We start from the raw sequence: 16855 nt of genomic DNA, 5'->3' as shown, positions 1-16855 counted from the left end.
TAGTTAGTTATTCTTATACTTATTTGCCGTATCCTGGATTCTGACTTAGATTCTTATTAACAGAAAGAGTTTTCTCATGAATCGGGAATACCGTTTTATATGCCTGTGACTTCGGCCTGTCAGTAATCGCTTTTGTAAACTCGCCAAATCGAATCAAATCCTGACGTCGAACACCTTCCCAAGCTAATTCGAGTAAACGTTCTTTCAGAATATTTTCCAGACTAATAACAACCTGAGAAGCACCCACACGATCACGTACCTGATTTAATTCGGACTGTCCGCCTTTTCCATCCCGGAAAAGAGCTTCAGCTTTCATTAACAATACATCCGAATAGCGGAACAACACATAGTCATTATGCTGTAATTTGCCATCATTCGTAGCAGCCGGATCAGCTTCATATTTAAACATACGCGCACCCGCAACTTTCATATCCGCATCACTCTTATCAAATTTCAATTTCACCGACAATGGCTTATATTCAAGCACTTTGCCATCCGCTTCCACATATTGTCCGTTTACCATCACCTTGCCGGTATAGTAAGTACGATCCAAACGTGGATCCGGAGTATCTGTTCCATAGCCAAAGGCTTTCATTGCTTCCAAAGTTGCTGATGAACCGTTCCATCCGCCATTACCGAAACCCAAAGCAGCTCCTACAGCATAATGACGAGAACGAGTAAGGTACATCATATTTGCTTTATATAGAGTCGGATCCATCGGAATTACAAAAATATTCTCTATAGAACCTTCGTTTTTTGCTGCAAAATTTGCAGAAAAACCATTCAGACCTTGAGTCAGAGCATATCCCGATGCAGTAATTCTATTACAATACTTCACAGTAGCTTCCCAGCAATTGACTTCTTCACCATCTACGGTAAATTTTATATTCTTTCCATCCGGCTTCACAGCATCCGTCCAGTCATCATCGGTATATATCTCTGCATTTAAAGCCAGTTTAGCTAAAATATAATTCGCTACAGACTGAGTCATTCGTCCATAATATTCGCCTTCTGCTGCACTTTTTGCATCAGAGAGATCAGGAAGTGACTCTTCCAATTCCTTTCTGACAAAAGCAAATACTTCAGAACGTTTGGATTGTCTTACATCTTTGATTTCAATAGTAGAAGATTCTACGATAGGCACACGTGCAAACATATCCAGCAAATAATAGTAGTACATAGCGCGCAACGCACGAACTTCCGATTTATAAGTTCCAAACAACTCATTGTCCGGATATTCTTTCTGCAACATAACTAACTTATCGATTGACTGATTACAAGATACGATCACTTTATACAAATAATCCCATGTCCCAATCACCAAATCATTACTGGTACCCCAGTTATGCTGAAACAAATCACGCCATAACCCACCATCATCCCAGTCACCATCACGAGTAGGCAGAATAGCCTCATCGGCTGTAAATGTATTCAGGTCATACAACCCACGGTCAGTACCGGCGAGACCACCGCCACCATAGTCGGCACCAATCATGGTATACAAATTCGCTACAGTATTCAGATAAATCAAATCGGGATTTTTGTACACTTCCGATTCCGGCATCTGGTCTTTTGGATCCTCCTCCAAGAATGAAGAGCAACCGACAAGGCTCAAAGAAGCCGCTAAAATAAAACTATATAATATTCTTTTTTTCATGATATATTTCTTTTTAGAAGTTAACACTAAGTCCTAATGAATAAGTACGGGTTAAAGGATAGAAGCGTTTATCATCCAATCCAAGATCGCTACCTACCGTAGAGCTGTTAATCATAGGAGAAAGTCCTGAATAATTCGTAATAGTAGCCAAATTATTTACAGAGAAAGTAAGACGTAAAGCGTTGACGTTCTTTAAATTCTTTGTATTCAGATTCCATCCAAGTGTAACATAGTCAAAATGAACATAATCACCTCTTTCCAACCAATAATCAGTAACCGTCTGATCATGAATATTCTTTTCGGGAGCACCGGTCATTACATTATAAGTAGGGAATTGGCTCATATTCATGTAAGTCAAAGAAGTACCATTATAAATCTTATGTCCAAAAGCACCAGTAAACTGAGTCTGGATATCAAACTGTTTGTAGCGGAAGCTAATGTTACCACCTAAATAAAACTTAGGCATTGCCTGACCAGCGATATAACGGTCTTTTCCGTCTTCAAGTTCAATTTTCTTATTTCCATCTAAGTTTACAACGTGATATGTATATACGCCATTACCTTCTTTATCAACCAAACCATCACTCTTAGGCAAATAGAAAACACCAACAGGTTGACCTACCATCTGATAAACAACTTTGTTATTACCACCAATAAAGCCTGCACCATTCATACTTGCGAGCGACATATATTTTTCAGCACTCAAAGGCTGCCCATTATAAGTTCCATCCAAAGAAAGTAATTCATTCCTCTGCCATGAGAAGTTTGCAGAAACAGTTAATTCCATATCTTTCTTTTTCAAAGGTATTGCCGTAACCGAAAATTCAACACCTTCATTCATCATAGAACCCAAGTTGGCAAGCATAGAACCGTATGCAAACGGAGGTACAGGAACAGAATAATTATAAAGCAAATCTGTAGTTTTTGAGTAATAATAATCAAATGTAGCAGACAATCTGTTATCAAAGAAAGAAGCGTCAATACCTGCATCAAACATCTTCTTCACCTCCCAACGCAAATCAGGATTGTCATTACGATTAATACCATAAGTAACCACCGGCTTCCCATTAACGGTAGTAGTACCCGTAGGACTCATGAGCATTAAAGAATTGTAGGCAGAAATAGCATCCTGATTACCGGTCAATCCGTAACCAACTCTCACCTTCAAATTAGATACAGCACTTACATCTTTCAGGAAATCTTCTTCTTTCAGTACCCAAGCCAAAGAAGCAGAAGGGAAGAAGCCCCATTTATTATTTGCTCCAAGTTTTGAAGAACCGTCACCACGCATATTAATTGTAGCAATATACTTGTCAGCATAAGAGTAGTTGAAACGTCCCATGAACGACACCAGTTTATTACCGTTGGCATAAGATGTTGCATCTCCGTGTTTGATATCAGCTCCTGCCATCAGATTATTGAAACCAAAGAAATTAGTAGCAAAATAACGTGCATTCGAACCAAATCCGCTATATTGATAATCCTGTATTTCAGCCAAGCCCAATACATCCATATAGTGCTTTCCAAAAGATTTTTTATAATTAGCAGTGAAGTTACCTAAAAGAATATTGGATTTATTGTCATTTTTAGAAGCCAATCCTTTTGTACCAATTCCTTCTTTAATATTATTGGGAACATACTTGGAATTCTCTTTTACATTATAAGTATACGAACCAAATACACTCAATTTCAAACCGTCAACAACAGTCCACGTCAAACGTGCATTTGCATTAACATACGAATTAGATTCCTGATCGTCAATTGTCAAACGTCCCAGTGGGTTCTGGGTTTCATTTGCATTCGGATCTTCCGGCCATGTACCATCGGCATTCGCCACACTGGGAAGTGTAGGATTAAAAGAAGCGGCAGAATAGAATGTCTTTTGATAATCATTAAGATAGCGCATATCCTTTCTTGCCGCAAACATTCCAAAATCAATCTTCAGTTTATTATTGAACATCATTTGAGAAGCATCCAACTTCGCAGTATAATTACGCATATAATTGTTTTTGATGATACCTTTCTGGTCGATAACACCAATAGAGGCTCTATAGTTTGAGCTTTCGGTACCTCCACCAAATGAAACGCGATGATTCTGAGTATAACCCATACGCTGCATTTCTTCAATGAAGTTAGTATTAGCTCCCCCATCTAAAGCATTCGCATAACCTCTGTCTGTAACCACTTTACGAAATTCATTTCCGTCAAGCATTTTCAGATTCTTGTAAACAGTCTCAACACCGAAACTACCATCATAGCTTAATGTTTTTGTACCATTTTTACCTTTAATTGTTGTAACTACAATAACACCGCTTGCACCACGGGATCCATACTGAGCAGTTTCCGAAGCATCTTTCAAAACAGTAAAACTTTCAATATCAGCGGGAGAAATAGCATTTAGCATGTTTAAATCACCAAACACACCATCAATAATTACTAACGGATCATTACCGCCGGAAAGAGAAGTTGTACCTCTGACACGAATAGAGGCTCCAGCTGTAGGGTCGCCACCGGTCTTCTGGATATTTACACCAGCAATCTTTCCTTTAATGGCTTGTAGTGGACTTACCACCACACCCGCATTCATTTCATCACGCCCCACCTTCTGTACTGCCCCTGAAATAGTTCTCTGACTACCGGTTGCATAACCGATAACTACAACATCGTCAAGTAACTGAGAATCTTCACGCAACACTACATTTACGCTAGAAGCTGCTTTTACCTCGGCTGGAAGATATCCCACAAAAGAAACGACGAGTGTTGCACCTTGAGGTGACTGTAGTTGAAAATTACCATCCAAATCAGTAATTGAACCATTAGTAGTACCTTTGACTACGACATTTGCACCAATGACAGGTTCACCTGTAACATCTTTCACATTTCCTTTTACAGAAATTTGTTGTGCATAAGCGCCTAATGACAAGAATAGCCCCAACAATAAGGGCAGAATCATTTGATAGATTCTAAGATTAACTTGCTTCATGCATTTAATAAGTTAAAGTTAACAATATAAATTAATATGATTTCTCTCTATCGAAACAGGAACGTAACTCAAGTTCCTATCTTACGACGAAACAAAAATAGACTTATTGTCAATCAAACAAATGAAAAAATATGAAAAACGCTGCTTGCAACTACGCAATCGTTTGCATTGCAAAGCCCCAAAGAAGCATATAGTCAAGGTACGCGTATAAAAGTACTTTCTTAATAAGATATCTTTGTACTGTGTTTATTTATAAATATTCAATTTAAGACAAACAAAGATATACTATTGTACATGATACACAGGTACTCTTTACCTACATGAGGCAGGGAGTATTTATCCCTTCATCATAGTCAGTAACATTTTAAACTTTTCTACAGCAGTTAAAGCATGTGGAGCATTAGCCGGAAACACAATGCTTTCTCCTGCTTTTAAGGTAAATGTTTTTCCATCCAACACAATATCTACCACACCTTCCAGCACCTGGACAATAGCATCGAACGGGGCACGGTGTTCACTGAGTCCTTCTCCTTTATCAAAAGAAAACAATGTTACATTTCCAGCCGGACTTTTTATTAGCTGCTTACTAATAACTCCTCCTTCAGAATATTCTACCAATGAAGCCAGATTGAGCACAACTCCTTTTTTAAATGACTGTTCCATATTCAATTTTATTTTTATTAATGTCAAATATAAAACGATTATGAAAACAGGATTGTTCTTAAAAAACATTAGTAAATCTACATTATTAAAATACGTATTTTATAAGGTCAAACTATGCATTTTAACACACTGTTAATATGCATTTTAAGTAACAGTTAAATACGTATTTATACAATTAAGAAGGTCGGGGGCACCTAAAACAACAAAAGCACATACCCTATTTCAGATAAAATTTATATCTTCAATCCGGCAGAGTATGCAAACGTTTGCACTTAATTCTGATACAGAAACGGAAGATTCTTTAAAATTCTTCCTTCCAATTCTCTTATTTTTGCATATAAAGACAAAGATAAGTACCTTTGGCTGAAACTAATAGAAATCTATGAGCAAACCGCAAATTACCATCAAAGACATAGCCCGTGAATTGGGAGTATCCCCTTCCACTGTCTCAAGGGCACTGAAGGATAATCCGGACATCAGCCAGGAAACCCGAAACGCTGTACATACATACGCACGCGAACATAATTATAAACCAAATGCACTGGCCCTAAACCTCCGAACCAGCCGTTCCAATACTATTGGTGTGATTATCCCGCAACTGGTACATCATTTCTTTTCATGTGTATTGAGTGGCATTGAGGAAACGGCATCTCAGGCCGGATACAACATTCTTGTAGCACAAAGCAACGAGAAATATGAGCAAGAGGTTAAGATTGTTCACTCTTTTCAGGCAGCCCGGGTTTGTGGTGTTATTGCGTCACTCGCCAAAGATACTTCTCAATATGATCATTATCAGGAATTACTCGACAATAATATTCCAATCGTCTTTTATGACCGTATCTGTACGGGTATTAATACCGAACGGGTGGTAGTGGATGATTACGCAGGTTCATTTTCTGCTGTGGAGTATATGATACAAACAGGCTGCAAACGCATCTTTTTTTATAGCGCTGCACCCCACCTCGAAATTTCAAAAAACCGGAGAAACGGTTATCTGGATGCCATGAAAAAGTATAAAATACCTGTGGACGAGAGCATGATAAAACTTTGTGATACCCGCGAACAAGCCATTGCCATTACCCCCGATATACTGGAAAGAGAAGACCGCCCGGATGGATTTTTCGCCATTAATGACGAAACTGCTTCGGGCATTCTATACTCCTGCAAACTGGTGGGACTGAAAGTACCGGATGAAGTATCCATCTGTGGATTTACCGACGGAGCAATTGCGCAAAGTACCGATCCTAAACTAACAACGGTAGAACAGCACGGTGAGGAAGTAGGAAAAAGTGCCATACATATCCTGATCGATAAAATAGAAGAGAACCCCAATACCAAAAGTGCAAACAAAATTGTAAGAACCAACCTGGTAGTAAGAGGAACAACGAAATAAGGTGCTTCCCGCACGGGGAGGTACGCCAGGCGATGATTACAGTGAGAAATCTGTGAAAACCTGTGGCGAGCTGTATTTAAAACTGAATGGAAAAAGAATGAAACTAAATAATTAACCAATTAAAAAAACGAGTGCCACCCAATTGGTATATTACTACATTGGCATATTGGCACATTATTAATTACCATGAAAGTAAAACCTGATCTGAGTTTTTGGAAGCTGTGGAATATCAGCTTTGGCTTTTTCGGCGTACAAATAGCCTATGCACTGCAAAGTGCTAACATCAGCCGTATCTTTGCCACATTGGGTGCCGATCCGCATAGTTTGAGTTATTTCTGGATATTACCGCCATTGGCAGGAATTATTGTACAGCCCATCATTGGTTCGGCCAGTGACAAAACATGGACACGATTCGGACGACGTATTCCCTATCTGTTTGTTGGTTCACTGGTTGCTGTATTGGTTATGTGCCTATTGCCCAATGCCGGAAGTTTCGGCATGGTAGTCAGTACAGCTATGATATTCGGACTTGTGTCACTCATGTTTCTCGACACATCTATCAACATGGCTATGCAGCCTTTCAAGATGCTTGTGGGTGACATGGTGAACGAAAAACAAAAAGGGCTTGCCTACTCCATCCAGAGTTTCCTCTGCAATGCCGGAAGTCTGGTAGGTTACCTGTTCCCGTTTATTTTCACTTGGATAGGTATCAGTAACATTGCCGATAAAGGAACCGTCCCCGATTCTGTAATCTATTCTTTCTATATTGGAGCAGCCATTCTCATTCTTTGTGTGATTTACACTACTTTGAAGGTAAAAGAAATGCCGCCCAAAGAGTTTGAAGAGTTCCATGGCATCACCGCTGCCGAAAAGAAAGAAAAGACAAATTTCTTCTATCTGCTGAAACATGCACCTAAAGTATTCTGGACAGTCGGCCTGGTACAGTTTTTCTGCTGGGCAGCATTTATGTATATGTGGACTTATACCAACGGAGCCATCGCAGAAACCGTATGGAATACAACAGACGTACAGGCTTCAGGATATCAGGAAGCAGGCAACTGGGTAGGTGTACTCTTTGCCGTACAAGCCATTGGTTCTGTTATATGGGCAATTATCCTTCCTATGTTCAAAGCCCGGAAACTGGCTTACTCAATGAGCCTTGTGTTAGGTGGGATCGGCTTTATCTCTACTTTGTTCTTCGATAACCAGTATCTGTTATTCATCTCCTATCTATTGATAGGTTGCGCATGGGCAGCTATGCTGGCAATGCCTTTTACCATCCTGACCAACTCAATATCGGGCAAGAACATGGGTGCATACTTAGGATTATTCAACGGGACAATCTGTATCCCCCAGATTGTTGCTGCCATCATTGGCGGCGGATTACTTCATCTGGTAGGTGGTCAGCAGGTCAACATGCTTGTATTGGCAGGTGTTCTATTAATTATAGGAGCTGTTTGTGTACACTTCATAACAGAGACATTTTCAACGAAAAACTGAAAACATCTCTGTTGTAGTTGAGAGTTGAAAGTTAAAAGTTGCTATACAGCGTGGCAGTGCAGCTAACTTTCAACTCCCAACTTTCAACTTTCAACTTTTTTCACTATCTTTCTGCGCAATTAAACACATGATAAAGAAGATAGCTATGAAAAAATTCCTCAAGACAGACGAGTGGAACATTATAGAAGAAGGTTTTCATGCAGATAACCTTCGGGCATCAGAAAGTATATTCAGCCTGGGCAACGGACGGTTAGGGCAACGAGGCAATTTTGAAGAAACTTATAGCAGCGACAGTCTGCAAGGCTCCTATGTGGCAGGTATCAGTTTTCTGGACCGTACACGCGTTGGTTGGTGGAAAAACGGATATCCCCACTTCTTTTCACGTATACCGAATGCTCCCAACTGGAGTGGTATCCATCTGCGCCTCATTGATGAAGAAGTAGATCTGGCCCAATGGGATGTGGATAGCTTTGAACGACGGCTGGACATGAAAAAGGGCATATCTTATCGCGACTTTGAAGTCACTTCCCCCAAAGGGAATACACTGAAAATACATGTGGAACATATCAACAGCATGGCCCATCAGAACTTGTGTCTCATTAAATACAGCGTAACCTCTGTCAATTACGAAGGTAAAATCTCCGTTGTCCCTTACATTAACGGAGATGTGAAACACGAAAACTCCAACTTCAACGAAAAGATGTGGAATATACTGCGTGCCGAAACCACCAATGAATATGCTTATCTATGGACACAAACCAAACGAGAGGACTCACAAGTGTGTTGCGCTATGACTTATCAGGTTTTCAAAAACAGTAAAGAGCTAAGCATCAGTCCTATCAAAATAGAGAAAGAGAAACTCACCGGATTCAGTGCCGGTGCCGACGTCAAACCGGGTGAACGAATTACACTTATCAAATATACCACTATCCTCTCCTCACTCTACTATGACCGGCAGGAACTCGTAGAACACGCTGTGGCAGAGAGTAAAGAAGCCAAGGCACAGGGATGGGAAAAACTCCTGCAAGACCACCAAAATGTATGGCAGCATATCTGGGATGAGACAGATGTCACCATTGAAGGCGATCCGGAAGCACAGCAAGGCATCCGTTTCAATATTTTCCAGCTCAGTCAAAGCTACCGTGGAGACGATCCGCGTCTCAACATCGGTCCGAAAGGATTTACAGGCGAGAAATACGGAGGTAACACCCAATGGAACACAGAACTTTGCTGCGTACCGTTCTTCTTACTGTCCAGTCCGAAAGAGACTGCCAAGAATCTGCTGCTCTATCGCTATAATCAACTGCCGAAAGCTATTGACAATGCCCGGAAATTAGGCTTTAAAGACGGAGCAGCCCTCTACCCTATGGTGACATTCAATGGAGATGAGTGCCATAACGAATGGGAGATCACCTTTGAAGAGATACATCGCAATAATATCATCGTGCACGAAATAGTGCAATATGTAACGATGACGGGACATACTGATTTCATAGCCCGATATGGGTTGGAGATGATGATAGCCATCTCGCGCTTTTGGGGCCAGCGCGTCTCTTTCTCACAACCTAAACAAAAATATGTGATACTGGGAGTAACAGGGCCCAACGAATATGAAAATAATGTAGACAATAACTGGTATACCAATTACTCTTGTGTACAAACACTAAAAGCCACTATTGAAACCATAGAATTAGTAACCCATCAATATCCGGAAGAATATGCACGCATCCGCAGAGTTACCGGTTTCCAATATCCGGAAACGACTCTCTGGCAAAAAATTATAGATAACATGTACCTCCCCGAGGACCGGGAACTGGGAATATTTGTGCAAAACGACGGTTATCTGGACAAGGAACTGAAAACAATAGACGACATCCCTACAGAAGAACTTCCCATTAATCAACATTGGTCGTGGGACCGTATTCTGCGTTCGTGCTACATCAAACAAAGCGATGTACTATTGGGGCTTTACCTTTATTATTCTAACTTCGATGATGAAACCGTGCGACGTAATTTTCGGTTCTACGAACCACGAACGGTACACGAGTCTTCACTCTCTCCTTATGTACATTCCATCCTCGCCTCCCGAATAGGCGACATAACAAAAGCATATAACCTTTTTCTCCATGCCACCCGATTAGATCTGGACGATTATAACAATGAACTGGACCAGGGGTTACATATCACAAGTATGGCAGGTAGCTGGCTTGCCATCGTTCATGGGTTTGCAGGAATGCAAATAAAAGACGACATGCTCTGCTTCAATCCTGTCATCCCTGAAAAATGGAATAAATACACCTTCAAAATCCACTTCCGCCAATGTACTCTACAGATAGAGATAGGAAAAGAGGAAATAAAAATCTCGATGATAGAAGGGGATGAACTGAACATCCTTATCCATAAAGTTGTTTATCATGTCACCAGAGGAGATGTGAAAGTGATTAGTGAGTAGTGGTTAACGATTAGTGATCAGTGATTAATAGCTGCGCTACATACCGCATGGTACTAATCCCTCATCACTTACTCACTAATCACTACTCACGCTCCCCTGTTTAAACGACTTTAACCAACCAAGGGAGTATGAAAAAAAACTATGTAATCGCTTTGACTGCGGCCCTTCTTCTGGCTGCATGCGGACAGAAACAAGAAGACAACGGCACTACAATCCGGCCTGTAAAGACAGCAATAGTAGAATCACGATCGGAAATCAACAAAGATTTTTCGGGAATTGTAGAAGCAGTAGACTATGTAAAGCTTGCTTTCCGCGTGAGCGGACAGATTATCAACCTACCGGTCATCGAAGGAGAGAAAGTGAAAAAAGGACAGCTGATAGCTGCCATTGATCCCAGAGACATCGCCTTGCAATATGCTGCAGACAAATCTTCTTATGAAACAGCTGCCGCTCAGGTAGAACGTAACAAACGTTTGCTGGCACGGCAGGCTATCTCTGTACAAGAGTACGAAATCAGTTTATCAAACTACCAACGGGCCAAATCAGCTTTCGAATTATCCTCCAACAATATGCGCGATACCAAGTTGACCGCTCCTTTCGATGGATCTATCGAAACACGACTGGTAGAAAATTACCAGCGCGTCAATGCCGGTGAAGGTATCGTCCAACTGGTAAATACCAAAAAGCTACGTATCAAATTCACCATTCCAGATGCTTACCTCTATCTGTTGCGTTCCAGCGATCAGAAATTCCGCGTAGAATTCGATACATATAAAGGACAGAAATTCAATGCTAAATTAGAGGAATATCTGGATATATCAACTGACGGAACAGGTATTCCTGTGACAATCACGATTGACGATCCGGCATTTAACCGTGCACTGTACGACGTAAAACCGGGATTCACGTGTAGCATCCGCTTCTCTGCCAATGTAGGTCCGTTCCTGGAAGAAAGTATGACTGTAATCCCCTTGAGCGCCCTGTTTAGTGAAGGCAATGGAAAACAGATGTATGTATGGGTAGTAAACGACAACAAAGTAAACCGTCGCGAAGTAAGCGTCATGTCTCCTACCGGAGATGCACAGGCATTCATCACCAAAGGGCTGAAAGCCGGAGAAAAGATAATCACCGCAGGAGTTAACCAGCTCGTAGAGGGAGAGAGGATTAGAGTAGTGAGTAGTGATTAGTGATTAGTGATTAGTGCCATGCGGCATTATAGTCTTACTAACCATCCAGCACTTATCACTCACTAATCGTTAATCACTAATCACTACTCACTAATCGTTAATCACTACTCACTAATCACTAATTTACTAAACACTACTTTCATGAATTTAGCCAAATATTCATTAGACAACACCAAAGTCATCTATTTTTTCCTTGCTGTATTGCTACTTGGAGGTATTTTCTCCTTTAGCAATTTGGGAAAGAAAGAAGATGCACCGTTTGTCATCAAATCAGCCGTCATCATGACGCGCTATCCGGGAGCTGAACCTGCAGAAGTGGAACGGCTCATCACAGAACCTATCTCACGCGAAATACAAAGTATGAGCGGAGTATATAAGATAAAGTCCGAATCTATGTATGGTCTTTCAAAGATCACTTTTGAACTGCAACCCTCCCTGTCCGCCTCTTCCATCCCACAAAAATGGGACGAACTGAGACGCAAAGTACTCAATATACAGCCTCAACTTCCCAGCGGATCATCCGTACCTACTGTATCGGATGACTTTGGAGACGTATTCGGCATTTACTACGGGCTGACCGCCGATGACGGGTTCAGCTATGAAGAGATGCGCGACTGGGCCGAACGAATCAAAACGCAGGTAGTCACTGCTGATGGAGTAATGAAAGTTGCTCTGTTCGGTGTACAAACGGAAGTTGTCAATATCTTCATTTCCGTAAACAAACTGGTGGGAATGGGTATCGATCCCAAACAACTTGCATCCTTACTGCAATCACAAAACCAGATTATCAATACTGGAGAAATCAGTGCCGGTGAACAGCAACTACGGGTTGTAGCAAACGGAATGTACACCACCGTCGACGATATACGCAATCAGGTGATCACCACTAAAGCCGGACAAGTAAAACTGGGTGATATTGCCGTCATCGAAAGTGGATATATGGATCCGGCCTCTACCATTATGCGCGTCAATGGAAAACGCGCTATCGGTATCGGTGTATCTACCGACCCGCAGCGTGATGTGGTACAAACAGGCGAAATGGTAGATGCCAAGCTTGCCGAACTCCTGCCACTCATACCTGTAGGAATGCAACTGGAGCCACTCTATCTGGAAAATGTGATCGCCAAAGAGGCCAACAACGGATTTATTATCAACCTGGTAGAATCTATCCTTATCGTTATCATCATCATCATGCTGGTAATGGGGCTTCGTGCCGGACTACTTATCGGTTCATCACTGATCTTTTCTATCGGCGGTACAATGCTTATCATGTCTTTCCTGGGAGTAGGACTAAACCGTACCTCATTAGCAGGATTTATCATAGCCATGGGTATGCTGGTAGACAATGCCATTGTAGTAACTGACAATGCCCAGATAGCTATTGCACGAGGTATGGACCGGCGCAAAGCACTGATTAACGGGGCTACCGGACCACAATGGGGGCTATTAGGCGCTACGTTCATCGCCGTCTGTTCTTTCTTACCTTTGTATCTGGCACCTTCCGCCGTTGCAGAAATCGTGAAACCGTTGTTTGTGGTTCTTGCCATATCACTCGGACTCAGTTGGGTATTGGCACTGACACAAACCACTACATTCGGTAATTTCATTTTGAAAGCAAAGCCTGCCAACGGAGCAAAAGATCCGTACGATAAGCCGTTCTATCACAAATTTGCTTCTATCCTGCATGTGCTGATACGAAAAAAAGCATTGACACTAAGTGCAGTAATTGCTCTTTTCGTAATCTCCTTAGTGATAATGGGAATGATGCCTCAAAACTTCTTCCCATCTCTTGATAAACCTTATTACCGGGCAGACGTCTTCTACCCCGATGGTTACAGTATCAATGAAGTAGCCCAAGAGATGAAAACGGTTGAAGCACACCTGTTGGCACAACCAGAAGTAGACAAAGTATCCATCACCTTCGGTAGTACCCCGCTGCGTTACTACCTGGCATCTACTTCTGTAGGACCCAAACCTAACTTCTGTAATATACTGGTAGAACTTAAAGACAGCAAATACACCAAAGAGCAGGAAGAGAATTTCGATGCATACATGAAGGCAAACTATCCGAATGCCATCACCCGCACCAGCCTCTTCAAACTATCACCGCCTGTGGATGCCGCCATTGAAATTGGTTTTATCGGCAACAATGTCGATACGTTGGTAATGCTCACCAATAAAGCGCTGGAAATAATGCACCGTAACCCCGATCTGATCAATATACGTAACTCCTGGGGGAATAAGATTCCGGTATGGAAACCGATATATAGCCAGGAACGTGCCCAACCACTCGGTGTATCCCGCCAGGGAATGGCACAAAGTATCCAGATCGGGACGAACGGCATGCCCTTAGGCGAATACCGCAAAGGTGATCAGGTACTCCCTATTTTACTAAAAGGAAATACCGTGGATTCATTCAAAATCAATGATCTCCGCACGTTACCCGTATTCGGTACAGGCACAGAAACCACCAGTCTCGAACAGGTAGTATCGGAGTTTGATTTCCAATATCGCTTCTCGAATGTAAAAGACTACAATCGCCAGATGGTGATGATGGCACAGTGTGATCCACGTCGCGGAGTGAATGCCATTACTGCCTTCAACCAGGTATGGTCTCAAGTGCAAAAGGAAATACAAGTACCGGAAGGATATACCATGAAGTATTTTGGTGAACAAGAGAGTCAGGTAGAATCCAACGAAGCACTGGCAGCAAACATGCCGTTGACATTTTTCTTAATGTTTACCGTATTACTGCTGCTGTTTAAAACCTATCGCAAACCGATTGTTATTCTGCTGATGTTGCCGCTCATCTTTATCGGCATTGTATTGGGTTTACTCGTATTGGGCAAATCGTTCGACTTCTTTGCCGTTCTTGGTCTGTTAGGGTTGATTGGTATGAATATCAAAAATGCAATTGTACTGGTAGATCAGATAGACATTGAAACCCGTTCGGGTAAAACCCCACTTGATGCTGTAGTTAGTGCAACTGTTAGCCGTATTGTTCCGGTAGCAATGGCCTCGGGAACCACTATTCTGGGTATGCTCCCACTATTGTTTGACGCTATGTTTGGCGGTATGGCAGCAACCATTATGGGTGGCTTACTGGTAGCATCGGCACTGACATTGTTTGTACTTCCGGTAGCTTATTGTACGATACTAAAAATTAAAGGATAAGATTGGTGAAATAGGATTAACTTTGTACTCGCAAAGTTGCCGGACGCACATAGTGCATCATCATCATCATTAAAACGATTAAAATAATGACAATGAAAACTCAGATAATACTATTCGCATGGTTGTGCTCCGGATTGAACCTCCTGGCACAACCGGCACAACTCACCCGCGAAGCCTATCGTAACCGGGTAGAGAACTACAGTCAGGTGTTAAAACAACAGAAACTGAAAAGTATGGCAAGTACCGAAGGACGCAAAATTGCCTTCACCGGATTCCTACCGCAGATAGATATTACTGGAGAAGGTACATTGAATCTCAAAGAAATGGATGCCTGGGATGGTCCTGCCGGACAATATCGTAATTATACCTATCAGGGGGCGTTTGTTGTTGCTCAGCCTCTCTATGCCGGTGGTTCCCTGCAAGCCCAAAACAAGGTGGCCCAGGCAGACGAGAAACTGGACCGACTCAGTACGGAACTCACCCTCGATCAGATCCATTATCAAAGTGATGCAGTATACTGGAATGCTTCTGCCGCCCATGCCATGCTCCTGTCCGCCAAACAATATGAGGACATTGTGCAGCAACAATTCAATATTATTCAAGACCGTTTTGACGACGGAATGATAAGCCGTACAGATCTGCTGATGATTTCTACCCGCAAAAAAGAAGCGGAACTGCAATACATCAAAGCACGCCAGAACTATACGTTGGCTTTACAAAAACTGAATATACTGATGGGAGAAAGTCCCAATACTCCCGTAGACAGTCTGTATGAAATTGGGATACCGTGCGAAGCGGTTACACTCCTTAGCCTGGACGATGTACTGCAACGCCGTGCCGACTATGCCAGTACGGAAATCAACATAGAAAAAAGCGAAGCACAACGAAAGGCTGCCCTTAGTCAGTACAACCCGCAAGTAAACCTATTTCTATCCGGAGGATGGGCTACTGCATCTCCCAACATGGGCTATGATGTTGCTTTCACTCCGATCTTGGGATTAAACGTAAACATTCCTATTTTCCGTTGGGGGGCACGCTTCAAAACGAACCGTCAGCAGAAAGCCTATATTGGTATCCAGAAGTTACAGCAAAGTTATGTGACAGATAATATCAGCGAAGAACTCTCAGCCGCTCTTACCAAACTAACGGAAACGGAACATCAAGTGACTACTGCACAAGAAACAATGGATTTGGCAGAAGAAAATCTCAGTCTGGCCACCTTCTCTTATAATGAAGGGAAAGCGAGTATGGTAGATGTACTTTCGGCCCAGCTTTCATGGACGCAGGCACACTCAAATCTTATTAATGCACACCTTGCCGCTAAAATGGCAGTAGCCGAATACCAGAAGGTGACAAGCTATTAAAATGCTTCCTGCACGGTGAGTACGCCGGGTGATGGCTAATTGTAACGCAGATAAAAAATTCTGTGCAAGTTCGATTCATTTCTGTATGGTTTTGAATGTATTTCACCACAGAGTAACACGGAGTTCCACAGAGTTTAAATCTTTATTGAAACGCGGATTAACGCAGATTTTCGCAAAGGGAAACAAATATAAGATAAAGAAATACAGTCTTTTAATCTGTGTTTATATGTGTTAATCCGCGTTTCAATAAAGATTTAAACTCTGTGGAACTCTGTGTTACTCTGTGGTGGGTTTTACTCATTTCCGATCTATTTTGAACTTAATGGTGTTTGTCATTGTCATCAGTCTCTTTCTCCGGTATTGACAAAGCCCCCTCTCGTAGAGTAACGTATAAAGCCTCGGTGCAGGGCCGACGCATTAAAATGCGCTGTCCTGTAAAAGTGTTGACAGGTATTTTTCATCCCATCCTGCTTTCAGCCTTT

General features: G+C 41.9%; 9 protein-coding genes. 6 read left to right on the top strand and 3 right to left on the bottom strand.

Going from position 1 to position 16855, the window contains the following annotated elements; translation table 11 throughout:
• Positions 1–19: 19 nt before the first annotated feature.
• The 3 genes from QX565_RS01490 to QX565_RS01480 all read right to left on the bottom strand — a co-directional run bounded on the left by QX565_RS01490 (position 20) and on the right by QX565_RS01480 (position 5303).
• The gene (locus QX565_RS01490; protein WP_223381335.1) at positions 20–1657 is read right to left on the bottom strand and encodes a RagB/SusD family nutrient uptake outer membrane protein; all 1638 of its coding nucleotides are present in this window, start codon (positions 1655–1657) and stop codon (positions 20–22) included.
• 13 nt (positions 1658–1670) lie between these two features.
• Positions 1671–4640, bottom strand: coding sequence for a SusC/RagA family TonB-linked outer membrane protein (locus tag QX565_RS01485; RefSeq protein ID WP_007486245.1), 2970 nt, complete (start codon positions 4638–4640; stop codon positions 1671–1673).
• A 336-nt stretch (positions 4641–4976) separates the two neighbouring features.
• A complete protein-coding gene (locus QX565_RS01480; RefSeq protein WP_025867028.1) occupies positions 4977–5303 on the bottom strand; it encodes a cupin domain-containing protein in 327 nt (108 codons plus the stop codon).
• Between the two features lie 382 nt (positions 5304–5685).
• On the opposite strand from QX565_RS01480, the gene QX565_RS01475 reads away from it, so the two are divergent.
• The 6 genes from QX565_RS01475 (at position 5686) to QX565_RS01450 (ending at position 16373) form a co-directional block, all read left to right on the top strand.
• Complete coding sequence (locus QX565_RS01475) at positions 5686–6696, top strand: LacI family DNA-binding transcriptional regulator (RefSeq protein WP_007486243.1); 1011 nt, start codon at positions 5686–5688, stop codon at positions 6694–6696.
• Positions 6697–6882: 186 nt separating this feature from the next.
• Complete coding sequence (locus QX565_RS01470) at positions 6883–8196, top strand: SLC45 family MFS transporter (protein ID WP_025867027.1); 1314 nt, start codon at positions 6883–6885, stop codon at positions 8194–8196.
• 145 nt (positions 8197–8341) lie between these two features.
• Positions 8342–10648: a family 65 glycosyl hydrolase domain-containing protein gene (locus QX565_RS01465; protein WP_289290850.1), complete on the top strand. Its 2307-nt coding sequence runs from the start codon at positions 8342–8344 to the stop codon at positions 10646–10648.
• Between the two features lie 128 nt (positions 10649–10776).
• Positions 10777–11835: an efflux RND transporter periplasmic adaptor subunit gene (locus QX565_RS01460; protein ID WP_195349078.1), complete on the top strand. Its 1059-nt coding sequence runs from the start codon at positions 10777–10779 to the stop codon at positions 11833–11835.
• Positions 11836–11976: 141 nt separating this feature from the next.
• Positions 11977–15009, top strand: coding sequence for an efflux RND transporter permease subunit (locus QX565_RS01455; protein ID WP_289290849.1), 3033 nt, complete (start codon positions 11977–11979; stop codon positions 15007–15009).
• Positions 15010–15101: 92 nt separating this feature from the next.
• Positions 15102–16373: a TolC family protein gene (locus QX565_RS01450; protein WP_289290847.1), complete on the top strand. Its 1272-nt coding sequence runs from the start codon at positions 15102–15104 to the stop codon at positions 16371–16373.
• Positions 16374–16855: the final 482 nt, after the last annotated feature.

The sequence above is a fragment of the Bacteroides sp. 41_26 genome (assembly GCF_949740115.1).
Classification (GTDB): Bacteria; Bacteroidota; Bacteroidia; order Bacteroidales; family Bacteroidaceae; genus Bacteroides; species Bacteroides nordii.
Note: the sequence above shows the minus strand (reverse complement) of the source record. Positions and strands in the feature narration are given on the sequence as shown.